This window comes from Candidatus Edwardsbacteria bacterium, from assembly GCA_031082425.1.
GTDB lineage: Bacteria > Edwardsbacteria > AC1 > AC1 > EtOH8 > UBA2226.
In genome coordinates this window covers 118,974-141,909 of the sequence record JAVHLB010000004.1, presented here as the reverse complement: position 1 = coordinate 141,909, position 22,936 = coordinate 118,974, and the positions used below count along the sequence as shown (strand labels likewise).

The window sequence follows — 22,936 nt, the reverse complement described above, 5'->3', positions numbered from 1 at the left end:
CATCAGTTTGTCAACCTTAAGCAAAAACGACGGATATTAAAACCACCGATCCTTCCTTGATGCATCACAATTTCAGGCTTAACTTTACGGGGCAGCTGGTATCGCTGATTCGCTCGTGGACACAGCCGGCGACCCGGTGCTGGCTGACCCTCAACTTGCCCGATGGAGCCTTTTTACTAGAACTGCACCGGACATCGGCGCGACGCATGTCCCATCCTTCACCTGCCCGGCGAATGGGCGGCCGACCGACAAAGCAAGAAAATCCCGACGGCGACTTTACTGGTATATAGTGGTTGAAATCTGATAACGTTTTATGTTAAATTAACACATTATATCTGAACCTTTAACCAAAAAACAGCTGATATGACCGCAGGGAAGAAACAGACCCCCCAGGGAAAGATAATGGTAATAATGCCTGACGGCAAAGTGATGGAACCGAGCATAATCCTGACCATAGAGGATCTGCGCGACAAGGAAAAAACCGTTATGAAGATGTTCGGGGGCAGCCCACAGATGACCATGAGCGCCAAGGAGGCTCTGATGGTAGACATCTCCGAGGTGGTGGCCAACCTGGTGGGCGACAAGATCGAACTGGCCGGCCAGTATAAGACCGACACCCTGGTCTATTACGCCCCCACCGCCTTCAGCGGCGACAAGGAGCGGGCCATCACCGTGGCCAACAAAGTGTATGCCCAGCGGCTGATGAAGCTGGAAAAGGAAAGGCGCGACCATACTGTCGCCATAGCCAGGCTTAAGGACCTTTACGAGTCCGAGAGGAACAAGATCGGTCTGCTCACCGCCAAGATTTTGGAGGTGAAGAACAACGGAGTCAGCGAGGAGAAGAACCAGCAGCAGGTCAGCCAGGCCCGCGAGGAAGCCATGAAGATGGCCGAGGAGACCATCCTGGCCATCGAAAACGAGAAGAAAGACCTGGAGCAGACGGTGGACCAGTTGGAGGCGCTGCTGCAGGACAGCATCTCCATCGCCCAGCATTCCGAGGAGATGGAACGGCTGAAGACGGAATACGACGAGGTCAACCGCCGGGCCATGAGGTACCGCCCCTCGGAGAACCTCAGCCAGCTGAGCAGGGAGCAAAAACAGGAGCTGGCCAAGCTGCTTCCCAAGCTCAAGGACTCCGATGGCAACGATCGTTATTTCGACCTGCGCCAGGTGCTGAAAATAAAGGACGGGCAATCCGGCCTGCTGGAGGGCACCCATGTGCTGGTCAAATACCGGCCGGCCGACGAGACCAAATATTTTATGGGCCGGCTTTTTTTCAACGACACCAAGGATTACATCTGCCTGGGGCAGGGGTTCGAGATCACCTCCGGAGTATATACCGGACTGGATCGCAAGGAAACGCCGACCGACGAATCGGTCCTTCAATACCTTAATATGAACCCCCTGAGCGTCCAGATCTACCTTGAGGCGGTGCGCAACTCGGCCATCCAGACGGTCCAATTCTGGCTGCACGACCTTAAGGCGGAACAGCTGATGGAGATCCAATCCATCGACCCCCAGATAGTCCAGTTGATGAAAGATTCCATGAAGATAGCCCACGAAAGGGCTTACGAGGTGAATGCCACCTGTGACGAACCCCAGCCATCAGACCCAAGGACGGAGGGAGACAAAGGAATGGTTGATCCCGTTCTGGTGGCTGTCAAGAAAGCCGTGGCCCAGCCGCTGGCCATGAAATACGTGCTGGATGAGCAGGATCTGAAGAAAAGGATAAACCAGGCCCCTGACCAAATGCAGAAGGAGGCTCTGGCCCGCCAGCTGAAGCGGCTCCAAGGAAAGAAACACGGTGAGATCCGGGCCTTGTACGAATCCCTGAAAAAGATGCTGATGGACGAGGAGATGGTGGGCCCCGATCGCATCAATTTCAAGAAATACGTCCCGATAATGGAACTGCGTAAAAAAATAAGCGACAGCATGGCGGAGCGGATAAAGCGGGACGACAAACTTCCCGACTCCATTCTGGATTGAACATACACTAAGGAGAAAAAGATGAAAAGACGCCTATCATTAGCGCTGTTCATTACCTTGCTGCTGGCTTCCTCCCTGCCGGCCGATAAAAAGAGCGACAAGGAAAAGGACCAGGCGGCTGCCGAGGAAACATCGTCCCAGGGCCTTTATAAATATCTTCCCGATTCATACGACAAGCAGGCGGTATTCACGGTGGCCGACCTGATCGCATTAAAAATGACCGCCTACAACAGCCGGGCCCAGGGTATCAGCGGAAAACTGATCAGCAGCTCCATAACGGCGCTGGCCTGGCCGGACAGCCTGGTGCTGAACTGCTACCTGGAACTTCAGGAAAAGGACAAGGCCAGCTACCTGGGTGCGGGAAAGTTCACCTACCCCCAGGACGATCTGCCGGCAATGTTCCAGGAGGCGGTCACTTTCATCCAGAAGATGACCCACTTGTATTATGCCGATCTAAACGACAAATATATGGTCATCAATCTTTATATGAAGGGCAGCCTGGTGGCTAATTGGAAGGATTTTCAGCTCAGGGTTCAGGCCCAGGGGAAGTGATAAATTGACCGATCCAAACAAACCCATGATATATCAGACCGTGGTGGCCAAGGGTCTGGTGGACACCAATTGCTATCTGCTGGCCTGCTCGGAAACCGGGGAAGTGATGATAATAGATCCCGGCGCTTTCAACCCGGGCGAAGCAAGGACCATCCTGGGGCTTATCGGCCAGCATGACCTGAAACCCCGATATATCCTGAACACTCACGGCCATATCGACCACATAGCCGGCAACGAACCGATCAAAAAGGCCACCGGAGCCGAACTGCTCATTCACTCCGGTGATGCCGACATGATTGGATCGGGCACCATGAACGGCTCGTTCATGTTCGGGAAAGAGGTCGTCTCTCCGCCGGCCGACCGGCAGTTGGAGGACGGCCAAATTATGCAGCTAGGAAAGCTATCGATAAGGGTGATCCATACTCCCGGCCATACGCCAGGATGTATTTGTCTTTATGTTGATGGCACGCTTTTCTCCGGCGACACCCTGTTTGCGGGATCGGTGGGACGGACCGATCTGCCGGGCGGAGACGAAAAGGCCATCATCCGTTCAATCAAAGAAAAGCTTTTAAAGCTGCCCGATGAAACTGTCGTCCGACCGGGCCACGGGCCCAGGACCACCATTGGGCAAGAGCGGAAAGAGAACCCGTTCCTGTGAAAATTGAAAATATCAAATATTGAATCTCAAATTGCCGCAGAGGAGGATTTCCATGAAAAAACTCAATATCCGCGATCTCGATCTGAAAGGCAAACGGGTGCTGGTCCGGGTGGATTTCAACGTTCCCCAGGACAAGAAGACCGGGGCCATCAAGGACGACTCCCGGATGGTGGGGGCCCTGCCCACCATCAACTATCTCTTAGACCATGGGGCCAAAGTGGTGCTGATGTCCCACCTGGGCCGCCCCGAGGGTCAGGTGAATATGCAGTTCACCCTGAAACCGGTGGCAGACAAGCTGGCGGAACTGCTGAAGAAACCTGTCAAGTTCGCCGCTGACTGCATCGGTCCCGAGATACTGAAACTGTCCCAGGAACTGAAGGAGGGCGGGGTCCTTTTGCTGGAGAACCTGCGCTTCCATGCCGAAGAGGAGAAGAACGATCCGGCTTTTGCCAAACAGCTGGCGGAACTGGGGGAAATATATGTCAACGATGCCTTCGGCACTGCCCACCGGGCCCACGCCTCCACCGAGGGAGTGACGAAATATTTCAAGCAGAACACCGCCGGCTTCCTGATGGAGAAGGAGATAGATTATCTGTCGGCCGCCCTGGAAAGCCCGGAGCATCCCTTTGTGGCCATCCTGGGCGGGGCCAAGGTATCCGATAAAATAGCGGTGATAGAGAACCTGTTGAACAAGGCCGATGCCGTTCTGATCGGCGGGGCCATGGCCTACACATTCCTGCTGGCCCAGGGCAAGGAGGTCGGCTCCTCCCTGGTCGAGAAGGACAAACTGGATATGGCCAAGGATATCCTGCAAAAATCCCAAAAGATCAGATTCCTACTGCCGATAGACCACATTGCAGCCGAGAAAAAAGAAGGCCAACCGGATAAGAAAGGAAAGCCGACCTTCACCTTCGTCAATCCCAAAGAGGTCGCAGAAATCCCCCGGGGCCTGGCCGGTGTGGACATCGGCCCCCGGACGATCATCGAGTACAATAAGGCCATCTCCGGGGCTAGGACCATAGTCTGGAACGGACCGATGGGCATCTTCGAGACCCCGGAATACGCCAAGGGAACCTTCGAAGTGGCCAAAGCCGTGGCGGCATCGGGGGCCAAGTCCATCATCGGCGGGGGGGATTCCGCCTCGGCGGTGCATCTTTCCGGGGTGGCCGAAAAGATATCGCATATCTCCACCGGGGGCGGGGCGTCGTTGGAGTTTTTGGAGGGGAAAGTACTGCCCGGGGTGGCGGCGCTGACTGATAAATAACATCAAGGGATTTGATCATAAAAGGAGATAGAATGCGCAAACCCATAATTGCCGGAAACTGGAAAATGCACAAAAATATGTCCGAGGCCAAAGCTTTGGCGGAAGGCATTGTTCAAAAGGCTCAAAAGGTTGAAAAGGTTCAAATAGTGCTGTGTCCGCCTTTTACGGCCTTGGTGGCTGTGGCTGAAGCAATAAAAGGATCTAATGTTGAATTGGGCGCCCAGAACTGCCATTTCGAGGATAAAGGCGCCTTTACCGGCGAGATATCCACGGCCTTTCTTATCGATGCCGGATGCAAATTTGTGATCATAGGGCATTCCGAGAGGCGGCAGTATTTTGCCGAGGATGATGCCCTGATCAACAAGAAGATCAAAAAAGTCCTATCCTCAGGGCTGATCCCCATCTTCTGCATCGGGGAGACCCTGCAGGAGCGCCAGAAGGAACAAACCTTCGATGTGCTGAAACGCCAGGTGCTGCACGGCCTGCAGGAGATATCAGCAACCGACCCGGAAAGGCTGGTCATGGCCTACGAGCCGGTGTGGGCCATCGGCACCGGGGTCACGGCAACCAAGGAGCAGGCCCAGGAGGCTCACCGGTATATCCGCGACCTGCTGGCCGGGCTGTGGGGAAGCGAAATAGCCGAGCAGATAAGGATACAATACGGCGGCAGCGTCAAGCCGGACAACACAGCCGAACTGATGGCCCAGGATGATATCGACGGAGCCCTGGTGGGCGGCGCCAGCCTGGAGGCAGAATCTTTTGCCAGGATCATAAAATTTTAAGATCACCGCCCAACAGAAAAGCCCGGATCGCAGGATCCGGGCTTGTGATATTTTAGCCTAAAACGGCTGGAAACGGGCCTCTTCCCAGTAGGCGCTCATAAATAACTTCTGTTGCTTGACCAGCGCCTCCAGGTGTTTTTTCTCCCAGGCTATCAGAACGGACAGCAGGGTTTTAAGCTTGGCATTTTTGGCCCTGCTTTTCATCTTGGAATAAAAATCTATAGAATTCTGCTCCAGCAGTATTCCGATGGACAGGGCCGACATCTCATAATGCTTGTCCTTGATGCGCTTGACGAAATCCGCCGAAAATATGGGGCTGGGTCCGGCGGCGGATACCTTCGATCTGCCGTCTATAGCGGCCAAGCTCCATTTCTTGTCCCGGCCGTAGGAGGCGATCCCGTCCAGCAGGGTCTTGCGGTGCAGTTCCTCGTCCCGGGCCAAAGCTTTGAAAACCTCTTGGGCTTTTTTGTCGGTGGTGATGGCCGAAGCGGTCAGATAGTGATGATAACCGTCCTGTTCGGCCAGGATGGCCAGTTTGAGCATTTCGATGGTCTGGTCCATGATGGTGCTCCTTATGGTTTAATTTGATTCCAAAGAGAATTCCCTGACCCCGAACCAGAAACCTATGTCATTGATGCTGTCGATCTCGGCCTGGATCAGATTGTAATGGGATTCCTCCATCTCGGCCAGCCGGAAAAATATCTGCTTGGCGGTGACATCGGTCTCCCTATTGCCCTGGCGCATGTAAAAATCGGCTGCCTTGCGTTCCAGGTCCAATGCGATATTCAGGGCGGTGAGATCATCCGAGGTGCCCTGTTCGGCCTTGATTCTGTCCTGCTGGGAGGAAAGCTTGGGGACCACCTCCTCGATGTCGGAGGGGGCGATATCGATGCCCATCCATTTTTTACCCTGTTGAAGACGGTTTCGCTCCTTCTCCAGAAGCTCCATGTGCCCGAATTCGTCCTGGGCCAGGCGTATGAACATATCCTTGCCCGACTGCGACCTGGTGCTGCGGGCGAATTTCAAATAGCTTTCCAGCCCGGTCTTCTCGCCCTTGATGGCCTTGTTAAGGGCTGTGATGGCTTGATCGGAGGATGCCGTAATGCTCATAAAAGTCCTTTCTAATATTTGCAGACATTTTACCCCTAAAAAAAGGCAGATGCAAGCTATTTTATCACCATGGCGCTGGTGGAGAATTCCGGATCCATCTGCCAGGCGGGGGAAAGCCTGATGCCGATCCGTTGGGGTTTTAACAGACGAAATACCTTTTTCTGTTCCGAAAGGGACGGCCATACCGGATAGCCGGGGCTGAGTCTTTTGGATCCAGCAAGCCCCATCGCCCTCTGAGTCTTTTCCTGGGCCCATTTGGCCAGGGCCTCGGTCAGTTCGGCCGACAGGCCGTACAACAAAAACTGTTCCCGGATCTTATTTTGTTTTTTCAGCCGGGCAAATTCCCTTTTGAGCTTATTTCCCAGGGTAACCACCTGCAATCCCACTGTGAAATCCCGGCCATTGTTATTTCCCATCATTCTGTCTGCAAATTTGGCCGAGAAAATCAGTTCCAGGGGTTTTGCCCCTTTTAGAAACTGTAATTTTATAACCGGCTTGTCCCACTTAGCCTTAAAAACACCGTAAATCATCTTGGGTTCAAAGATTTCTCCCCGCAAGCAGCCATTAACCAGAAGGTCAAAGTTTTTTTGGGCTTCGACAAGCTGTAGCTCCTTTTTTTTGTCACGGGACATCTTTGACACCATCTGCCAGCGTTTTTCGAATAACGTTTTTTTATCCAACAGACCCAGCAGTTCGGCCAGGGGGATCCTTTTGACCACCGTTATACTGTCTTTTGGCATCCTTCGGGATTTGGTTTTGGATATTTCGTTGCTGCCGGCCTGTTCTTTATCCAGCGATTGCACTATCTTAAGGCCGGCCATGGCGTCCCCGGCAAAGAAAACCTTGCCCTGATAGCGGGGCTGAAGCTCTTTCTTTACGAAAGACTCATTCAATGCCGCTCCGCCGCACAGCACCGGAATGGTCAATCCGGACCCGGAGAAGACCTCCAGATATTCCGACATGGCCCGGGCCGATTCCACCAGCAGACCGGAAAGGCCAATGGCCATCGGCTTATGCCTCCTGACCGCCAAAAGAATGTCCTCGGCCGTCTGCCTGACGCCCAGGTCGACCACTTTATAGCCGTTGGCGGCCAGGATCAAGCCCGCCAGGTTCTTGCCGATGTCATGGATGTCGCCCCGGACCGTAGCGATCACAATGGTCCCGGTGCGGGATGTTTTGCGACCCTTGAGATGGGGCTTAAGGATATCCACCGCTTTCTGCATCACTTCGGCCGATCGCAGCACAAAAGGCAGCTGCAGCTCGCCGCGGCCGAAAAGCTTTCCCACCCGGTCCATGGCCGGCAGCAATATCCGGTCGATGATCATCACCGGATCGTGATCCTTCAGCAGAAAGCTGATATCATCCTCGAGGTCCCTTTCTTCGCCCCTGATAATATTTTGCTGAAGCTGTTTCCGGGGCGTCAATTTCCGGGGTTTTGTTTTGGGCTTCATCGATTCAGGCTTGCCGGAAAAATAGTTCAACATCTGTTCCAGCGGGATTGATTGTCCTGTGCGGCGGTCAAAGATAAGGTCGTCGCATAACTCCACCGCTTGGCGGGGGATCCGATTAAGGGGCATTATTTTCCCCGGATGGATAATGGCGGCATCCAGCCCGGCGGTTATGGCCCTTTGCAGGAATACCGAATTAAGGGCTTTCCGGGCCTCCGGGGGCAGCCCATAGGAGATATTGCTGACACCCAGGACGGTGAAGGAGTCGGGGAAGATTCTTTTCAGTTCTGCGATGGCCTCCAGCGATTCCAGCCCGGCCCGGCTGAGCGACCGGTCGCCGCTGCCCAGGGTAAAGGTAAGGGTATCGAAGAAAAGATCCTGGTGGAAAAGGCCATGCTTCAGGGATAGGGAGGCCAGCCGCCTGGCTATGGCCACTTTCCGGGCGGCGGTATGGGCCATGCCTTTTTCGTCGATGGTCAGGCAGACCAAGGCGGCCCCGTATCGCCGGCACAGGGCCAGGATCTTTCGGGCCTTGGCCCCGCCGTCCTCCAGATTGACAGAGTTTATGATGGAGCGCCCGGAGAGATTCTTCAAGGCTGCCTCTACGGCTTCAGGGTCGGTGGAGTCGATCATCACCGGCAGGCGGCAGCGGGTGTTCAGCAGAGGGCCCAGGCGGCGGTAATCGTCAGCCTCATCCCGGCCGGGCCGGGCCAGCGAAAGGTCTATAGCATGGGCCCCTTCATGCTCCTGCGAGCAGGCCAAGTCCGTCATCCCCTGAAAATCATTCTTCTCCAAAAGTTCGCGGAAGACCTTGCTCCCCGAGGCATTGGTGCGTTCGCCGATCAGCAGGGGCTTGGGGAACACCGCGATCTCCTGCGACTGATATAGCGAGGAGAGGCGGGCGGCCATTTTTGCCGGCCGGCGGGGAGAGATATCCTTGAGCCTTTCGGCCAGCAATTTTATATGTTTGGGACCGGTGCCGCAGCAGCCCCCGGCGAAATTCAAACCAGGGTTCCGGGCGAAGTCCTCCATGCTGCGGGTGAACTGCTCCGGCCCCAGGTCATAATACAATTGCCCGTTCTTCATCCTGGGCAGACCGGCATTGGGAGCCAGTGAGAGCAGCTTCGACGAGTTATGGCCCAGATAATAGACCGCCTCGGCCAGTCCTTCGGGCCCCAGGCTGCAGTTGAGCCCGATGGCATCGATCTCCCAGTTCTCCATCGAAGCCATAAGGGCTGAAATATCGCTGCCGGTAAGGGTGCGTCCGCTCTGGTCGATGGTGAACTGGACCAGGACCGGTTTTGTCAAAGATATTTTTGCCTGGACCTCTCTGGTCGCGGCAACTGCGGCCTTGGCCTGGAGGATGTCCTGGCAGGTCTCCACCAGAAAACAATCAACTCCCCCGGCCAGCAGGCCTTCGGCCTGGATAGCATAGCTTTTCTTCAGGCCATCAAAACCGACCTGACCCAGGCTGGGGATCTTGGAACCCGGCCCCATCGAGCCGGCCACGAATCTTGGCTTCTGGGGTCCGGAGAATTCGTCGGCGGCCCGGCGGGCCAGTGAAGCGGCTGTTTTGTTCATGTCGAATGCCTGTTCTGCCAGGCCGTGCTCGGCCAGGATATGCGGAGCCCCGCCGAAAGTATCCGTCTCAATGATATCGGCTCCGGCTGACAGGTAATCACGGTGGACCCGGCTTATCAGGTCGGGCCGGCTGACCGCCAGATATTCGTTGCAGCCGGGATGATCATTATAATCATCTGCAGTAATCCCCAGCTCCTTGAGATAGGTTCCCATGGCTCCGTCGAATATCAATATCCGCTGTTGGGCCTGTTGCAGAATGTCCGGGTGGGCGCTCATATCAGGCCTTTCTCCTTGAGCTGTTTCATCACCTCGGCGGTGGCGGAGGTCTTGCCCAGGGTGTAAAAGTGAAGGCAGGGGACATCCAGATCGATCAGGTCCTGGCAGAGCCGGGCGGTGAAATCGATCCCGGCCTGGCGGGCCGCGGCCTTGTCGTCATGTTGCTTGATGGTGTCCACCAGTTTTTCCGGCAAGGAGACGTAGAAATCCCTGGGGATGCTGGTCAGCTGGTCCCGGTTGACCATCACCTTGATGCCGGGGATGATGGGCACGGTTATGCCGGCCTCCCGGGCCTTTTTGACGAACGACTCGAAGAGGTCGGCCGAGAACACCATCTGGGTCAATATATACGAAGCGCCCTTGTCCACCTTGGCCCTGAGGTTCCGGATGTCATCGGCCAGGTTGGGGGCCTCGTAATGCTTTTCGGGATACCCGGCCACGCCCACGCAGAAATTGGTGGGGATGGCGTCGTCCAGGTTCTCCAGATACTGGCCCCGGTTCAGCTGCGAAATCTGCTCCACCAGCTGGCAGGCATGGTGGTGCCCCTCAGGCTCAGGGAGAAAGCCCTTGTAATCGGGCGGGGGGTCGCCCCGGATGACGAACAGGTTCTCGAAGCCCAGGTACTGCAGGTCGATCAAGGCATCCTCGGTCTCGTAACGGTTGAATCCCCCGCAGATCAGGTGGGGCACCGTCTCCACCCGGTAGCGGTTGGCCAGGGCGGTGCAGATGCCCACCGTGCCGGGCTTCTTGCGTTTGGGTATCTTGACGATGACGCCGTTCACCTCCTCGTAGACGATCCGCTGCTGGTGGTAGGTGACATTGATGAAGGAGGGGTTGTAGGGCATCAGCCGGTCGATGGCATCGTAGATCACCTGGATGCTGTGGCCCTTCTCGGGCGGGGTGATCTCCAGTGAGACCAGGGTCTTCTTTCGCTGTTCCAGATGCTGGGTTACGTGCATGTAAGTTCTCTTATTAGTAGTGAATATTCTGATTTTAAAGAAATGCGTAGGTTGATCTGTATATTGTTTCCAAAGTATGTTGGCCCGGTAAGTCACGTTAGCCTTTCCCCCGCTTTCTCTTTGAAGAGAAAGCTACAAAGTCACGCCAAAGGCGGATCCGCCTATATGGATTTACCTGCGGTGGCGGAAGAACTGTCGCTGCACCGTTGCCCGGAAGTTTATGATATCCTGCTGCCTAAATGTCTTGACCACGAAACAGGGCACTCGCAGGCAAAACATTTTTCACGGCAGCTTTTGCCAAGCAACAGCGCTGATGCGACCCTGGAGCTGGCCGCAGAACTATCAGACTTTCCCAATCTGGCATCCAGACAACGCAACAAAGACCGGGGTTGGATTTTTATTCGGAGCCCGCCGGGAGTTACACAACGATGAGTTTCATTCGATGGACTCAAGAAGGCAATCTGGATGCCTTAAAACAAAAACCCTTTTCTGGAGCGAATGCACTTCAGAAAAGGGTCTTTAAACCTCTGTTTCATCTTCAGTGATTGTGCATCACTCCAGGAATTAGCACCTTGTGGAATCTTTCATCCGCAGGTTGCTGAGGCTTCACCGGGCCTGTCCCTCCACCTCTCTTGATGATAATGTCAATTGGGATATTAACAAAAATAGTTTTGTTTGTCAAGCCTAAAGCAAAAGAGGGCGCCAGGGCGCCCTCCAAAATAACCAAGAGATATTCAGATCAGACCCAGTTCCTTGCCGGCGGTGCGGAACTCCTCCAGCACCTTGTCCAGCTGGGCCTCGGTGTGGGCGGCCGAAAAACTGGTGCGGATCATCTCCCGGCCTTCGGGCACCGCCGGGGACATCACCGGATTGGCGAAGACGCCGTGAGCCATCAGGTGCTTCCACAGGGCGAAGGCCTTCTCGCGCGAACCGATCATCAGCGGGATGATGGGGGTGCAGGCCACCCCGGTGTCGTAGCCCATCTCCTTGAAGCCGGCCAGCATCCTGTCGGCGTTGCGCCACAGTTTGGTCAGCAGCTCCGGCTCGTCCTGCAAAACGTCCACTGCGGCCGAGACGGCGGCGGTCAACGCCGGCGGCAGGGCGGCCGAGAAGATCATGCTGCGGGCGAAATGCTTGACGTAATCCACCACCTCGAAATCGCCGGCCACCACTCCGCCGATGGCGGCAAAACTCTTGGAGAAAGTGCCCATCATCAGATCGGTCTCTTTCTCCAGGCCGAAATGCTCGGCGGTGCCCCGGCCGTGCTTTCCCAGCACTCCCAGGCCGTGGGCGTCGTCCACCAGCACCCGGGCGTTGTATTTCTTGCCCAGGCGGACCAGCTCCGGCAGGTTGGCGATGTCGCCCTCCATGCTGTAGATGCCGTCCACGATGATCATCTTGCCCTTATGATGGTCCAGCCCTTTCAGCAGTCTTTCCAGGCTCTCCATATCGTTGTGCTGGAAGCGGCGCATCATGGAGTATGATAGCCGGCAGCCGTCCAATATTGAGGCATGGTCGAACTTGTCGGTGATCAGAATGTCATCCTTGGTGCCCAGGCAGGAGATGACGCCCAGGTTGGTCTGCATGCCGGTGGAGAACACCAGGGCCGCCGGCTTATTGAGGAATTTGGCCAGCTTGGCCTCCAGCTCATTGTGCATGTCCAGGGTGCCGGTCAAAAACCGGGAGCCGGTGCAGCCGGTGCCGAATTTTTCGATGGCCCTGATGGCCGCCTCCTTGACCCGGGGATGAGTGGTCAGTCCCAGATAGTTGTTGGAGCCGATCATAATCATCTTCTGGCCGTCTATTATCACCTCCGGCTCCTGGGCCGAGGACAGGGGGTGGAAATAAGGGTACAGCCCGGCCTGGCGGGCCAGCTGGGCCTCTTTAAAATCGTAACATTTTTTGAATATATCCATTTTGCTTCCTTGAGTAATTTTAGTGACGTTTAATTATACACGAAACGGCATTGTTATGGCAAGCATTTTAAGCCCCGGCAAGGCAGGGGCACAGATTATTTTATTGACAAGCAATATAGTGCTGTAATATCATGTAAACTATAAAATGATCCTGAGGATGAATCCATGAGAATATCGGTTTCCGTTTTATGCGGCTTGCTTTTCGCAGTTGTCTCACTGCCCGCCCAGGCCCAGCCGGTGACCACCTTGAGAAATGCCGAGCTGTTCAGCCGGCAGTATGCCCAGACAGATCCTGCAATTCACAATATCTCGATGGATAACAGTAATTTTTCATTTGTAGCAAAAGAAAACAAAGGCGTACCAAGGGGCAGGCTTAGGACCATCGGGAGCGGATATGCGGGCATGGCTATAGGGGCAACAGCCTTTGGCACTATAGGATATGGGATCGGGAGAGCTTTGGAGATGGAACCCGGAGAGGAATTTTACGGCTTAGCAACGGCCGCCTTTACCGGCATAGGACTATTAACGGGCGGCGCTTTGGGCTGTAGCTATGGTGTACACCTTTCGGGCCGCAAGTATAAAAAAGGATCTTTTTGGGTTGCCTTGGGAGCAACTTTTATCCATAACATGATAGCCGGGCAAATTGCAAAGGATTTATACAGTTCGAAAAGATCGGCAACTTTAGCTGCATTGCCGTATGCCCTGGCGCCCTTGTCGGTTACAGCGGCTTATTATATTTTCTCCGAAGAATTGCCGGATACGGCAAAACAAAAATAGTGGATGAATTTAATGGGAAGATATTTATTGCTATTTGGTTTGTCAACTTTTGCAACAGTCGCATTTACCCAGCCGGTGACCACCTTGAGAAATGCCGAGCTGTTCAGCCGGCAGTATGCCCAGACGGATACGGCCATTGATTCGCAGATTAGCCCAAGCAAAATGTTTAACAGCGAAAATCCGGCACATAGAAAAAGTCAACCTAAAAAGTCATCGATCTTTAAAACCACACTTAGTAGTGCATTATGTAGTGGCGGCGGATTTCTTGCAGGTCTGGGTATTGGATGGTGCTTATTGGGGGATCCTATAGGTGCTGTTATTGTTGGCGGCGGATCTGGTGCCATTTTCGGATGCAGTATGGGCACATACATAATTGGCAGAAAGTATAGAAAAGGCTCATATTGGCATGCTTTGGCAGGAACGGTTTTACCGGTATTGACAGTGGCTGGGCCCACAGTGTTATTTTCTAATAGTTCCAGATTCAATGAAAATCCAACCCTAATCACATTTGCCTTCGCTCCCATAACCTCAACAGCGGCGTATTATATTTTCTCCGAAGAGTTGCCGGATACGGCAAAAACGCCATAAGCGCAAGTCATTTCAGGGAGCGGAGTTGCCGCTCCTTTTTTATTTGTCCTTTTTATCCTTGATTTTGACTTTTATAGGTGCTAAAATTACCCCTCGGGCCAATAATAAAACATTAAAAATATAAAGGATGCGGGTATGAAGTATCTGAAGACCAATCCATCCCTGTGCAAGGGGATCAAGGCCTGCGAAAAGTCCTGTTCCAAAGCCTTTTTCAAGGTTGAGGACCCGGGAAAATCGGCCATCAGGGTCAAACAGACCGACAGCGGCTTCGAGATCAACGTCTGCAACCAGTGCGGCGAGTGCATTGCGGTCTGCCCGGTGCTGGCCCTCAAGCGCAACAGCCAGGGCGTGGTGATGCTGGACAAGAAGCTGTGCGTGGGCTGCCTGATGTGCGTGGGCTACTGCCCCACCCTGTCCATGCGCACCCACCCCGATCAGCGGGAACCCTTCAAGTGCGTGGCCTGCGGGATCTGCGCCAGGGCCTGCCCGGAGAAAGCGCTGGAGATAGCGGAACGGTAGGGACGCGATATACCCCGTCCGGTAGCGTATGGGCCGGTATACCGGCCCCAACAACCAGTAAGGGCAATTCATGAATTGCCCCAACAGATAACGAGGAGAGAACCATGGACGAGAACAAGGTCTTTGAATATACCAGATACACCGAGGGCATCGAAACGATGAAGGCAGCCCATAAAGTGCTGGCCGAGTATGTTTTCACCCCCAGCCTGCCGCAAAAGGGCTACAACAACCGCTCCCTGCACATCGATCTGAGCACTTTGAAGTTCACCGAGAAGAAGATCGGCGAGGATATGAAAAAGACCTTCACCGGCGGGCGGGGCTTCGGCCTGAAATACCTGTGGGACGCCATCAAGCCCACCACCAAGTGGAACGACCCGGAGAACGACATCATCATCTCGCCCGGCCCGATCTGCGGCATCACCCAGTACCCGGGGGCCGGCAAGTCCCTGGTGGTGGCCCTGTCGCCCATCACCAACATCCCCATCGATTCCAACGTGGGCGGCTACTTCGGACCGCTGTTAAAGTTCTCCGGCTTCGACGCCCTGGAGATCCAGGGCAAGGCCAAAGAGGACGTGATCGTGGTCATCGACGGGGTCAAGGGAAAGGTCACCATCGAGACCGCGCCCCGGGAATCCCTGGACTCCCACGTGGCGGCCGAACAGTTCACCCACCAGTACGCCTCGGATGAGGCCGACCTGCGCAACGTTTCGGTGGTCAGCGCCGGGGCCGCCGCGGCCCACAGCCTGATCGGCTGCCTGAACTTCTCCTATTACGACATGCGGCGCAAGGTGACCAGGCTGAAGCAGGCCGGACGGGGAGGGATCGGCACGGTGTTCCGCGACAAAGGTCTCAAGGCCCTGGTCGTTCACGGGCCGCAGGTCAAGGGCGACATGAATCATCCGGCCGACCTGGGGCGGATCCAGCGGGCCGGGGTCAAACTGCACAAGGAGATGCACGATTTCGACGACAAGATGTGCACCATGCGCAAGGTGGGCACCACCAACATCGTCAGCGTGATGGATGCCTACGACCTGCTGCCGGTGATGAATTTCCAGTACGGCAGCCATCCCGACACCAAGAACATAGACAAGACGACGTGGATCAAACAGTTCACCCAGGGCATCCCGGATGGCTGCTGGTACGGCTGTTCCATGGCCTGCGCCCACGGGGTGGACGAGTTCGCCCTGCGCACCGGCCCCTATAAAGGACACAAGGTGGTGGTGGACGGGCCGGAATACGAGACCGCGGCCGGCTGCGGCTCCAACTGCGGGATATTCGATCCTCTGTGGGTCATCGAATGCAACTTCTACTGCGACACCTACGGCATCGACACCATCAGCTTCGGCACCATCACCGGCTTCATCATGGAGTGCTGGCAGAGGGGCATCCTGACGCCTGAACGCACCGGCGGGCTGGACATGAGCTGGGGCAAGGGGGAATCCCAATTGGAGCTGATGCACCAGATGGCCCGGGGCGAGGGCTTTGGTCTGATCGCCGGTCAGGGGGTGCAGCGGATGAAGAAGATATTCTCCGACCAGGGCTGGGGGGACTACGCCTTCCTCAACGACATCGGCCTGGAGGGCAAGGGGCTGGAGCAGTCGGAATACATGTCCAAGGAATCGCTGGCCCAGCAGGGCGGCTACTACCTGACCAACAAGGGGCCCCAGCACGACGAGGCCTGGGTGATCTTCATGGACATGGTCAACAACCAGATCCCCAGCTTCGAGGACAAGGCCGAGGCCCTGTATTATTTCCCCATGTTCCGCACCTGGTTCGGGCTGAACGGCCTGTGCAAGCTGCCCTGGAACGACATCGAGCCGGGCGACAACCGCACCAAGAACGCCCCCATGGACGCGGCCAAGGTGCCGGAGCATGTCCAGAACTATGTCGACCTGTTCTCGGGCGTCACCGGCCGGGAGATCACCAAGGAGGAGATCATCAAGATGTCGGAACGGGTCTACCAGTTCCAGCGGGTGTTCGACCTGCGGATGGGCAAGGGAACCCGGAAATACGACCAGCCGCCCTACCGGGCCATGGGTCCGGTCACCAGGGAGGAATATGAGTCCCGCCAGGAACGCTACGACAAGCAAGTCAAGGAATGGATGAACATAGATCCGGCCGGAAAGTCCATCGAGGAGAAAATGGCCCTGCACCGCAAATACCGGGAGGACCGTTATCAAAAACTGGTGGATGCGGTATACCGGCGGCGGGGCTGGACCTCCAACGGGATCCCCACCCTGGAGACTTTAAAGCGCAACGGCATAGATTTTCCGGAGGTGGTGGCCACGGTGCTGCCGCACCTGTCGGAGGCGGAGGTCAAAGAGGTCCGGACGGCCTATGTGGCTACAAAGAAGGCCGAGCCGAAGGAAAATAAAAAATCAAAGATTAAAAAGAAGGCTTCTGCAAAAAATCTTAAACCAAAGACCAAAAATAAAAAAGCAGCGGTCAAAAAAACCAAGCCATCCCCCAAGAAGGTCAAAACGATCAAAAAGATTCAGGTGAAAAAGAAGCCGGCTAAAAAGGTCATTGCCAAGAAAAAAGCGGCCACGAGGATCATCAGAAAAATAAAGGCGAAGGTTAAAAAGGCCGTTAAAAAAGCAGCCGCCAGGAAGCCGGTGAAAAATTCCAAGAAGTAGTGGGCTTTTATCAACTGACTTGGGTTTTTGTATTTGATTTTTTATATTTAAGTTTGTGAAATCATGCGACTGGTCATACAGCGCGTTTCTTCGGCTTCGGTAACCGTCGAAAATAATCTTACCGGGAAGATCGGCCAGGGTCTAGTTATCCTGGCCGGATTTTCACATCTGGACGACGGGACGGTCATCGCCAGGCTGGCCGAAAAGGCGGTAAATCTTCGAGTGTTCGAGGATGATGCCGGAAAGATGAACCTTTCCCTGCAGGATGTCAGGGGAGGCATCCTGCTGGTCTCCCAGTTCACTCTGTATGCCGACTGCCGAAAGGGCAGGCGCCCCTCCTTCACCGATGCGGCCGCTCCGGAAAAAGCCCAATCGCTTTATCAAAGACTTATTGATGCTTTTAAGTCTTCCGGTATAGAGGTGCAGGCCGGGGTGTTCGGCGCCAGGATGCTGGTCAGCATCAACAACGACGGCCCGGTGACCGTCATCATAGATTCCCGGGATATTTGCTGAGCCATATATCAATCAAGCAGATGCGAGTCAGAATCAAAATAACTGCCGAAGAAGTAGTAAAACTATTGGTAAACAGCTCTTTGGTCCTTAAACTTTTGGTTGACTATCCGGAGGCGGAATCGCGGCTGGACAGGGCAATAGGCCTGGCCGAAAGGTTCGAGCAGGGAAATTTGAAACATAGGGCCTTATCCGAAAAGGCATCTCTTTACTATCTCTGGGGCAAACTCGATGAAGGTTTGGAACTGACCCGGGCGGTAATATCGGAGGGCGGAGCGGAGCACGCCGAAATTCTGGCCAGCGCCTGGAATACAGCGGGAAACATTCACTTGCGGTGCTGCAGTTTTGAAATGGCCGAGCATTCGTTCCTACGGGCCCTGGACCAATATCAAAAAATGGAAATGGAAACATCGGTGGGGATCGTCCGGAATAATCTGGCAAATATCCATAACATTCAGGGCAATTACACCAGGGCGCTTGAGTTATACCGGCAGGCCCTGGAATGTTTCGAACGGCAAAACGACCTCTTCCGTACCGCCCATGTGCTGTATTCCATGGGACAGATAGTGCTGGCTCTCAAGGACACCGCCCAGGCCAAGGACTTGCTGAACCGTTCGCTGGCCTTGCGTCAGGTGGTGCAGGACTACCGCGGCATAATCAACAATCTGTTGATGCAGGTCGGGATCCTGACCGATGAACGTGATTATAACGGGGCCAGGGAGCAGCTCCGCCAGACCGATCAGATCATGAAGGAACGTAAAATCACTGATTCTCACCTGTGGGCCTACCGGGACGGCGAGGCAGGATTATTCCATTTTGCCGCCGGGGAATACGATCGGGCCGAGGCCTGCTTACTAAGGCTGATCGAACTGTCGCAAAAGATTAAAGAGTCGTCTTTTCTTTCCCGGGGTTACAGTTGTCTGGGCAGGACCAGGGTCTTCAGGGACGGGACCTTGGCAGGGATTGCCGATATCAAAAAGGGGATAGAACTGGCCCAGGCCGGGAACCTGCCACTGGAACTGAAGGACAGCTGGGCCTATCTCATGGAATGTTATTCCCGTCTGGGCCAGATGGAATCGGCCCGGCAGGCGGCCCAGAATTATGCCCGGGTGGCCTTGGAGCAGGGTGCCGACCAGGCAGCGGTGGATTCGGAAATAGCCCGGACCCTTTCCGGCATAAGCTGACCACCAAAAACAATAAAATATACAATCAAGGAGTTCATTTCATGCCTCAAAAAATGAAGGCGGTGGTCAAGACCAGGCCCCAGCTGGGGGCGGAGTGGCAGGAGGTCGAGATCCCGGAGCCGAAGCCCGACTGGGTGAAGGTCAAGGTTCTGGCCACCTCCATCTGCGGCACCGACGTCCACATTTACGAATGGAACAAATGGTCCCAGGACCGGATCGGGTCGAAAAACCTTCCCCAGATCCTGGGCCACGAGGTGGCCGGCGAGGTGGTGGAGGTGGGGTCGCACTGCAAGCGGATCAAGGTGGGTGATTACATCTCGGCCGAGACCCACATCTACGATCCCGGCGACCTGCAGGCCATGCTGGGTCAGCTGCACATCGGCGAGCGGATGAAGATACTGGGGGTGGACCACAACGGCTGTTTTGCCGAGTACTTCTCCCTGCCGGAATCGGTCTGCTGGGTCAACGACAAGAGCATTCCGCCGGAGCTGGCCGCGGTCCAGGAGCCGATGGGCAACGCCTGCTACGCCCTGCTGGGCGAGACCGCCGACGTGGCCGGCAAGAGCGTGGCCATCTTCGGGGACGGCCCCACCGCGCTGTTCTCGGTGGGACTGGCCCGGGCCTCGGGGCTCACCCAGATCTTTGTGGTCGGGATGTCGGAGTTCGCCCTGAACATCGCCAAGATCATGGGAGCCGACCATATTTTGAACATCAGCGACAAGACCGTCAACAGACTGGAGTTCATCCGGGATCACACCGGAGGCTACGGCACCGACATCGTGCTGGACATGGTGGGTGCGCCCTCGGCCATCGAGGAGGGGATGAAGGCGATCCGCAAGGGCGGCCGCTACAGCGCCTTTGGGGTGCCTAACATCTCGCCGCTGCCGGTGGACTATACCAACGGCATCGTGTTCCGGGGCATCACCATCAACGGCATCTCCGGCCGCAAGATGTTCGACACCTGGTACCGGGTCAAGAACTTCCTGGCCTCGGGGCGGATAGACATCAAGCCCATCGTCACACATCTGTTCGAGCTCAAGGACTATGCCAAGGGCTTTGACGCGGCCATGGGAAACCCAAGACAGTGCGGCAAGGCGGTGCTGTTCCCGGATCCCAAGGAGCTGGAGGCGGCCAGGAAGAGAATGGAGATAAAATAGGTAATTAAGTATAAAAAGGCATAAATAATTTTATGCCTTTTTTGTTGCATAATGAATTTATATCTGCTATTATTCAGTACAAGACATACAAACTATTTATAATTTATTGATGGATACAGTCTCACAATATACGACACTTCTATCTGACCTATTTACGATAATAATATCGCTGATCGGGATTTATATTTTTTGGACAAAAAGAAAAACTATTAAATCCGCAATTCAGGTTTTATTAAATTTTTCTTCGCAGATAGTGGTCTTGGAAATAAATAGAAAACTTGATCGCCTTAATGATATAAATGCTGATGAGGATTCTGGTAAAAGAGAAGCAATAAATGTTTTTAGTGAAATTATTGGGCAATTAAATGGTAATCCATATTTGTATAAACGATTTGTTCAAATTATCAAAAAAATCAACTCTATTATAAATGGGAAAAAACAAATAACCGAACCGCAAAAAAGGGCAATAGTATCACAAATACGGGAACAATTAAAATTTATATCCATTGACGATATAGGTCATTTAGTAGGAGGCGATCATGAGTAAAATAATAACTGCAATAAATGCTATGGTATCACGGCCCGATAAAATTGGTACGGTTGTAAAATCAAATATAAATCAAGAAGAATATTATTTTGTATACGATGGTAAATACTATTGGTCCATCGTTAAGCAAACAAACGACTATATTTTGCATTTTTATCCAGGGGAATTTGATATCTATGAACTTTCTGCGATAGACGGGGGAGATTGGGAATCAATTGATTTTATAACATATAAGACAAGTGAAATAAAAACAAGGGAAGCGTACGAATCCTTTTCTAATTTATATCTTATTATACAAGAAAAACAATATGGATTAGATAAAATATTGGATGATATAATTGGTGATGCTGCTTTTTAAGGGGTTACTATAATGTAATAATCATAAGCGTCCTGTGAGTTTAGGGCGCTTTTTTGTTACACTTATTGAGCAGTTATTAAATTTTGTTACCATAACGTATGTTATATAATTATAAAGGTTTATAATCATGAAGATCAAATCGCCGATAAGCTTTACCCTGGGCATCCTGCTGGCCGCCTTCGGGGCCTGGGGCATCATCGCCAGTGAGAACCCGGCCAAGTTCATCCCGCTGGTCATCGGTTTTTCCCTGGTCTACCTGGGCTGGCGGGGCGGGCGGAGGGCCACGATCATAATGGGCCATATCATCGTCACCAGCGGATGCTTCCTGATCACCTACGGCATCTACCTGCTGCCCCATGCCAAGCCGGACCTGGCCCATATCCTGGGCCTGCCCCTGTTCTGGGGGCTGTTCTGCCTGTTCGGCGGTGTCTGCGCCATCTATCACGGATTCTGCAACTGCGTCATCTGCCGGTCGGGCAGGGGCACATCTAAATAAAAACGATGCAAAAGAAAGGTTCTTTTCGTATTGCATAAAGCAGGTGATTTTTGGTATCATTATAGCCGTTAACGGATATATCTGATCCGCCTGATACACGAAAACCGTATATTCATTCTCATCTTAACGATGATTTTCGCGTGTTCGGCGGGTTTTTTAAAACCAGGCAGCCCTTTATTTTGGACGCGGATTCACGCAGATCAACAGGATAAAATTTAATTAAAAATATAACGATCTGCGTTTATCGTTCGACTGAGCCAACGTTGAAGTCTGCGTCCCCGAATGGTAAAATCACCGACAACATAAAACCATAAAACCAAACTTCTTGGGAGAAACTGAATGGACAACGCCACCAAGATCCAGGATACCACCGCCAATCCCGCACCGCTGGGCCTGATGGGTTTCGGCATGACCACCATCCTTTTGAACCTCCACAATGCCGGGTTCTTCGGCCTGGACAGCGCCATTCTGGCCATGGGCCTGTTCTACGGCGGCATCACTCAGCTGATAGTCGGCATCATGGAATGGAAGAAGGGCAACACCTTCGGCACGGTGGCCTTCACCTCCTACGGCGCCTTCTGGATAACCCTGGTGGGCCTGATGGTAATGCCCAAGCTGGGTTGGACCGAGGCCCCGTCCCCGGCCTCGTGGGCCAGCTTTCTCTTCGTCTGGGGATTCTTTTCGTTGCTGCTGTTCATCGGCACCTTAAGGCTGAACAAGGCCCTGCAGTTCGTATTCGGAACGCTGGTCATCTTGTTCTTCCTGCTGGCGGCCGGCAAGGCCACCGGCAATGCAGGCATAATGAAGATCGCCGGATATGAAGGCATCATCTGCGGCGCTTCGGCCATGTATGCCGCCATCGCCCAGGTCTATAATGAGATGCACGGGAAAGTAGTGCTGCCGCTGGGCCCGGTGAAAGCCGCTTAACCACGGAAACACGGAATTTTCGAAAAGTAACAGGGGATAATATTTAGATATTTTCGTGGATTCATTTTTTCAGTGCTTCTGTGGTTTGGTGCCCAGTAGTCACTCTATCTGTCTGGCGTGGCAGGTTAAATGCGCATTGACTTTGAAATCCACAGATGCTATACTTTTCCGGCCACAGTCGCCCCAGGAGCAGGGGGAATGATATCTAAAGGCTAATCCCTAAATACTAAACAGGCGCAAATACCGAGATCCCAAACTCAAAACAGTTTTGGGAATTATCCCTTCGCATTTAGACATTGTTTAGGGCTTGGAATTTCGCTTAGGATTTGAGTAAGATGGTTCTTGGCATCGGGGCCGACATCGTGGCCGTGGAACGGTTCAAAAAGCTCAAGGATAAGGAGGAATTTTTAGCTCAGTTCCTCTCATCCGATGAACTGTCCCGCGCTCCCAAGATGAACCGGGACCTGTTCTATGCCTCGCTGTTCGCCGTCAAGGAATCCACCCTGAAAGCCCTGGGGTGCGGCCTCAGCCGGGGGTCTTACTGGCATGATATCCGGGTGACAGAGGATATCCGGGTGAGCCTCTCCGGCCGGCTGCTAGAATTCCTGCCGGATGTAGGCGGCCATTCCATCCATGTCTCGGTATCGGAGACCGGTGAATACGCAGTAGCCTATGTAATAATTGAAAATATAAACAAGTAGGAGA

Annotated in this window: 24 protein-coding genes and 1 riboswitch; of the genes, 18 read left to right on the top strand and 6 right to left on the bottom strand. The window is 53.9% G+C overall.

Annotation, left to right across the window (positions count from 1 at the left end; genetic code table 11):
• Nucleotides 1–64: 64 nt before the first annotated feature.
• Nucleotides 65–208 (bottom strand): hypothetical protein, encoded by a 144-nt coding sequence (locus RDU76_05445; GenBank protein ID MDQ7798373.1) that lies wholly within the window; start codon nucleotides 206–208, stop codon nucleotides 65–67.
• 155 nt (nucleotides 209–363) lie between these two features.
• Here RDU76_05445 and RDU76_05440 point away from each other — a divergent pair, with 155 nt between their 5' ends.
• From RDU76_05440 to tpiA, 5 genes are read left to right on the top strand one after another with little or no spacing between them, the layout of a single operon-like run.
• Entirely contained in the window at nucleotides 364–1,986 is a 1,623-nt protein-coding gene (locus RDU76_05440; protein ID MDQ7798372.1) for a hypothetical protein, read from the top strand.
• Nucleotides 1,987–2,007: 21 nt separating this feature from the next.
• Entirely contained in the window at nucleotides 2,008–2,538 is a 531-nt protein-coding gene (locus RDU76_05435) for a hypothetical protein (protein ID MDQ7798371.1), read from the top strand.
• A gap of 25 nt (nucleotides 2,539–2,563) precedes the next feature.
• Nucleotides 2,564–3,196: an MBL fold metallo-hydrolase gene (locus tag RDU76_05430; GenBank protein ID MDQ7798370.1), complete on the top strand. Its 633-nt coding sequence runs from the start codon at nucleotides 2,564–2,566 to the stop codon at nucleotides 3,194–3,196.
• Nucleotides 3,197–3,248: 52 nt separating this feature from the next.
• Complete coding sequence (locus RDU76_05425) at nucleotides 3,249–4,460, top strand: phosphoglycerate kinase (GenBank protein MDQ7798369.1); 1,212 nt, start codon at nucleotides 3,249–3,251, stop codon at nucleotides 4,458–4,460.
• Between the two features lie 32 nt (nucleotides 4,461–4,492).
• Complete coding sequence (tpiA, locus tag RDU76_05420) at nucleotides 4,493–5,242, top strand: triose-phosphate isomerase (protein MDQ7798368.1); 750 nt, start codon at nucleotides 4,493–4,495, stop codon at nucleotides 5,240–5,242.
• Between the two features lie 57 nt (nucleotides 5,243–5,299).
• Here tpiA and RDU76_05415 read toward each other — a convergent pair whose 3' ends face one another.
• The 4 genes from RDU76_05415 to RDU76_05400 are packed head-to-tail and all read right to left on the bottom strand — an operon-like array spanning nucleotide 5,300 to nucleotide 10,616.
• Nucleotides 5,300–5,803, bottom strand: coding sequence for a ferritin family protein (locus tag RDU76_05415; GenBank protein ID MDQ7798367.1), 504 nt, complete (start codon nucleotides 5,801–5,803; stop codon nucleotides 5,300–5,302).
• An 18-nt stretch (nucleotides 5,804–5,821) separates the two neighbouring features.
• Nucleotides 5,822–6,352, bottom strand: a complete 531-nt coding sequence (locus tag RDU76_05410; GenBank protein ID MDQ7798366.1) for a ferritin family protein — start codon at nucleotides 6,350–6,352, stop codon at nucleotides 5,822–5,824.
• A gap of 56 nt (nucleotides 6,353–6,408) precedes the next feature.
• Nucleotides 6,409–9,657 (bottom strand): homocysteine S-methyltransferase family protein, encoded by a 3,249-nt coding sequence (locus RDU76_05405; protein MDQ7798365.1) that lies wholly within the window; start codon nucleotides 9,655–9,657, stop codon nucleotides 6,409–6,411.
• On the bottom strand, nucleotides 9,654–10,616 hold the full coding sequence (locus RDU76_05400; GenBank protein MDQ7798364.1) for a methylenetetrahydrofolate reductase: 963 nt from the start codon (nucleotides 10,614–10,616) through the stop codon (nucleotides 9,654–9,656). Before RDU76_05400 ends, RDU76_05405 begins: the two co-directional genes overlap by 4 nt.
• On the opposite strand from RDU76_05400, the gene RDU76_05395 reads away from it, so the two are divergent.
• Nucleotides 10,599–11,048 carry a hypothetical protein gene (locus RDU76_05395; GenBank protein ID MDQ7798363.1) on the top strand — a complete coding sequence of 150 codons (450 nt, stop codon included), beginning with the start codon at nucleotides 10,599–10,601 and terminating at the stop codon, nucleotides 11,046–11,048. The two genes, RDU76_05400 and RDU76_05395, sit on opposite strands and share 18 nt — an antisense overlap.
• Nucleotides 11,049–11,145: 97 nt before the next feature.
• Nucleotides 11,146–11,258, bottom strand: a riboswitch (SAM riboswitch).
• 92 nt (nucleotides 11,259–11,350) lie between these two features.
• On the opposite strand, the gene RDU76_05390 is transcribed toward RDU76_05395, so the two are convergent.
• Complete coding sequence (locus RDU76_05390; GenBank protein MDQ7798362.1) at nucleotides 11,351–12,532, bottom strand: pyridoxal phosphate-dependent aminotransferase family protein; 1,182 nt, start codon at nucleotides 12,530–12,532, stop codon at nucleotides 11,351–11,353.
• 165 nt (nucleotides 12,533–12,697) lie between these two features.
• Between RDU76_05390 and RDU76_05385 the strand changes: the two genes are divergently transcribed.
• The 12 genes from RDU76_05385 (at nucleotide 12,698) to acpS (ending at nucleotide 22,932) form a co-directional block, all read left to right on the top strand.
• Nucleotides 12,698–13,309 carry a hypothetical protein gene (locus RDU76_05385; protein MDQ7798361.1) on the top strand — a complete coding sequence of 204 codons (612 nt, stop codon included), beginning with the start codon at nucleotides 12,698–12,700 and terminating at the stop codon, nucleotides 13,307–13,309.
• A gap of 12 nt (nucleotides 13,310–13,321) precedes the next feature.
• The gene (locus RDU76_05380; GenBank protein MDQ7798360.1) at nucleotides 13,322–13,897 is read left to right on the top strand and encodes a hypothetical protein; all 576 of its coding nucleotides are present in this window, start codon (nucleotides 13,322–13,324) and stop codon (nucleotides 13,895–13,897) included.
• A 135-nt stretch (nucleotides 13,898–14,032) separates the two neighbouring features.
• The gene (locus RDU76_05375; GenBank protein ID MDQ7798359.1) at nucleotides 14,033–14,416 is read left to right on the top strand and encodes a 4Fe-4S binding protein; all 384 of its coding nucleotides are present in this window, start codon (nucleotides 14,033–14,035) and stop codon (nucleotides 14,414–14,416) included.
• Between the two features lie 104 nt (nucleotides 14,417–14,520).
• Nucleotides 14,521–17,052: an aldehyde ferredoxin oxidoreductase C-terminal domain-containing protein gene (locus RDU76_05370; protein MDQ7798358.1), complete on the top strand. Its 2,532-nt coding sequence runs from the start codon at nucleotides 14,521–14,523 to the stop codon at nucleotides 17,050–17,052.
• Between the two features lie 63 nt (nucleotides 17,053–17,115).
• On the top strand, nucleotides 17,116–17,565 hold the full coding sequence (gene dtd, locus RDU76_05365; protein ID MDQ7798357.1) for a D-aminoacyl-tRNA deacylase: 450 nt from the start codon (nucleotides 17,116–17,118) through the stop codon (nucleotides 17,563–17,565).
• A 20-nt stretch (nucleotides 17,566–17,585) separates the two neighbouring features.
• A complete protein-coding gene (locus tag RDU76_05360; protein ID MDQ7798356.1) occupies nucleotides 17,586–18,746 on the top strand; it encodes a tetratricopeptide repeat protein in 1,161 nt (386 codons plus the stop codon).
• Between the two features lie 41 nt (nucleotides 18,747–18,787).
• Entirely contained in the window at nucleotides 18,788–19,903 is a 1,116-nt protein-coding gene (locus RDU76_05355) for an alcohol dehydrogenase catalytic domain-containing protein (GenBank protein MDQ7798355.1), read from the top strand.
• Between the two features lie 259 nt (nucleotides 19,904–20,162).
• Nucleotides 20,163–20,450, top strand: a complete 288-nt coding sequence (locus tag RDU76_05350; GenBank protein MDQ7798354.1) for a hypothetical protein — start codon at nucleotides 20,163–20,165, stop codon at nucleotides 20,448–20,450.
• Nucleotides 20,443–20,808 carry a hypothetical protein gene (locus RDU76_05345; protein ID MDQ7798353.1) on the top strand — a complete coding sequence of 122 codons (366 nt, stop codon included), beginning with the start codon at nucleotides 20,443–20,445 and terminating at the stop codon, nucleotides 20,806–20,808. Before RDU76_05350 ends, RDU76_05345 begins: the two co-directional genes overlap by 8 nt.
• 127 nt (nucleotides 20,809–20,935) lie before the next feature.
• Nucleotides 20,936–21,304, top strand: coding sequence for a hypothetical protein (locus tag RDU76_05340; GenBank protein ID MDQ7798352.1), 369 nt, complete (start codon nucleotides 20,936–20,938; stop codon nucleotides 21,302–21,304).
• 339 nt (nucleotides 21,305–21,643) lie between these two features.
• The gene (locus RDU76_05335) at nucleotides 21,644–22,231 is read left to right on the top strand and encodes an acetate uptake transporter (GenBank protein MDQ7798351.1); all 588 of its coding nucleotides are present in this window, start codon (nucleotides 21,644–21,646) and stop codon (nucleotides 22,229–22,231) included.
• Between the two features lie 335 nt (nucleotides 22,232–22,566).
• Nucleotides 22,567–22,932, top strand: coding sequence for a holo-ACP synthase (gene acpS / locus RDU76_05330; GenBank protein ID MDQ7798350.1), 366 nt, complete (start codon nucleotides 22,567–22,569; stop codon nucleotides 22,930–22,932).
• Nucleotides 22,933–22,936: the final 4 nt, after the last annotated feature.

What these genes read in the sequence shown, in the direction of transcription:
- dtd (MDQ7798357.1), top strand. Translation starts at nt 17,116, where the DNA reads ATGCGACTGGTCATACAGCGCGTTTCTTCGGCTTCGGTAACCGTCGAA.
- RDU76_05375 (MDQ7798359.1), top strand. Translation starts at nt 14,033, where the DNA reads ATGAAGTATCTGAAGACCAATCCATCCCTGTGCAAGGGGATCAAGGCC.
- acpS (MDQ7798350.1), top strand. Translation starts at nt 22,567, where the DNA reads ATGGTTCTTGGCATCGGGGCCGACATCGTGGCCGTGGAACGGTTCAAA.
- RDU76_05405 (MDQ7798365.1), bottom strand. Translation starts at nt 9,657, where the DNA reads ATGAGCGCCCACCCGGACATTCTGCAACAGGCCCAACAGCGGATATTG.
- RDU76_05370 (MDQ7798358.1), top strand. Translation starts at nt 14,521, where the DNA reads ATGGACGAGAACAAGGTCTTTGAATATACCAGATACACCGAGGGCATC.
- RDU76_05390 (MDQ7798362.1), bottom strand. Translation starts at nt 12,532, where the DNA reads ATGGATATATTCAAAAAATGTTACGATTTTAAAGAGGCCCAGCTGGCC.
- RDU76_05360 (MDQ7798356.1), top strand. Translation starts at nt 17,586, where the DNA reads ATGCGAGTCAGAATCAAAATAACTGCCGAAGAAGTAGTAAAACTATTG.
- RDU76_05380 (MDQ7798360.1), top strand. Translation starts at nt 13,322, where the DNA reads ATGGGAAGATATTTATTGCTATTTGGTTTGTCAACTTTTGCAACAGTC.
- RDU76_05355 (MDQ7798355.1), top strand. Translation starts at nt 18,788, where the DNA reads ATGCCTCAAAAAATGAAGGCGGTGGTCAAGACCAGGCCCCAGCTGGGG.
- RDU76_05400 (MDQ7798364.1), bottom strand. Translation starts at nt 10,616, where the DNA reads ATGCACGTAACCCAGCATCTGGAACAGCGAAAGAAGACCCTGGTCTCA.
- RDU76_05430 (MDQ7798370.1), top strand. Translation starts at nt 2,564, where the DNA reads ATGATATATCAGACCGTGGTGGCCAAGGGTCTGGTGGACACCAATTGC.
- RDU76_05385 (MDQ7798361.1), top strand. Translation starts at nt 12,698, where the DNA reads ATGAGAATATCGGTTTCCGTTTTATGCGGCTTGCTTTTCGCAGTTGTC.
- RDU76_05435 (MDQ7798371.1), top strand. Translation starts at nt 2,008, where the DNA reads ATGAAAAGACGCCTATCATTAGCGCTGTTCATTACCTTGCTGCTGGCT.
- RDU76_05345 (MDQ7798353.1), top strand. Translation starts at nt 20,443, where the DNA reads ATGAGTAAAATAATAACTGCAATAAATGCTATGGTATCACGGCCCGAT.
- RDU76_05440 (MDQ7798372.1), top strand. Translation starts at nt 364, where the DNA reads ATGACCGCAGGGAAGAAACAGACCCCCCAGGGAAAGATAATGGTAATA.
- RDU76_05335 (MDQ7798351.1), top strand. Translation starts at nt 21,644, where the DNA reads ATGGACAACGCCACCAAGATCCAGGATACCACCGCCAATCCCGCACCG.
- RDU76_05395 (MDQ7798363.1), top strand. Translation starts at nt 10,599, where the DNA reads ATGCTGGGTTACGTGCATGTAAGTTCTCTTATTAGTAGTGAATATTCT.
- tpiA (MDQ7798368.1), top strand. Translation starts at nt 4,493, where the DNA reads ATGCGCAAACCCATAATTGCCGGAAACTGGAAAATGCACAAAAATATG.
- RDU76_05425 (MDQ7798369.1), top strand. Translation starts at nt 3,249, where the DNA reads ATGAAAAAACTCAATATCCGCGATCTCGATCTGAAAGGCAAACGGGTG.
- RDU76_05410 (MDQ7798366.1), bottom strand. Translation starts at nt 6,352, where the DNA reads ATGAGCATTACGGCATCCTCCGATCAAGCCATCACAGCCCTTAACAAG.
- RDU76_05415 (MDQ7798367.1), bottom strand. Translation starts at nt 5,803, where the DNA reads ATGGACCAGACCATCGAAATGCTCAAACTGGCCATCCTGGCCGAACAG.
- RDU76_05340 (MDQ7798352.1), top strand. Translation starts at nt 20,936, where the DNA reads ATGAAGATCAAATCGCCGATAAGCTTTACCCTGGGCATCCTGCTGGCC.
- RDU76_05445 (MDQ7798373.1), bottom strand. Translation starts at nt 208, where the DNA reads ATGCGTCGCGCCGATGTCCGGTGCAGTTCTAGTAAAAAGGCTCCATCG.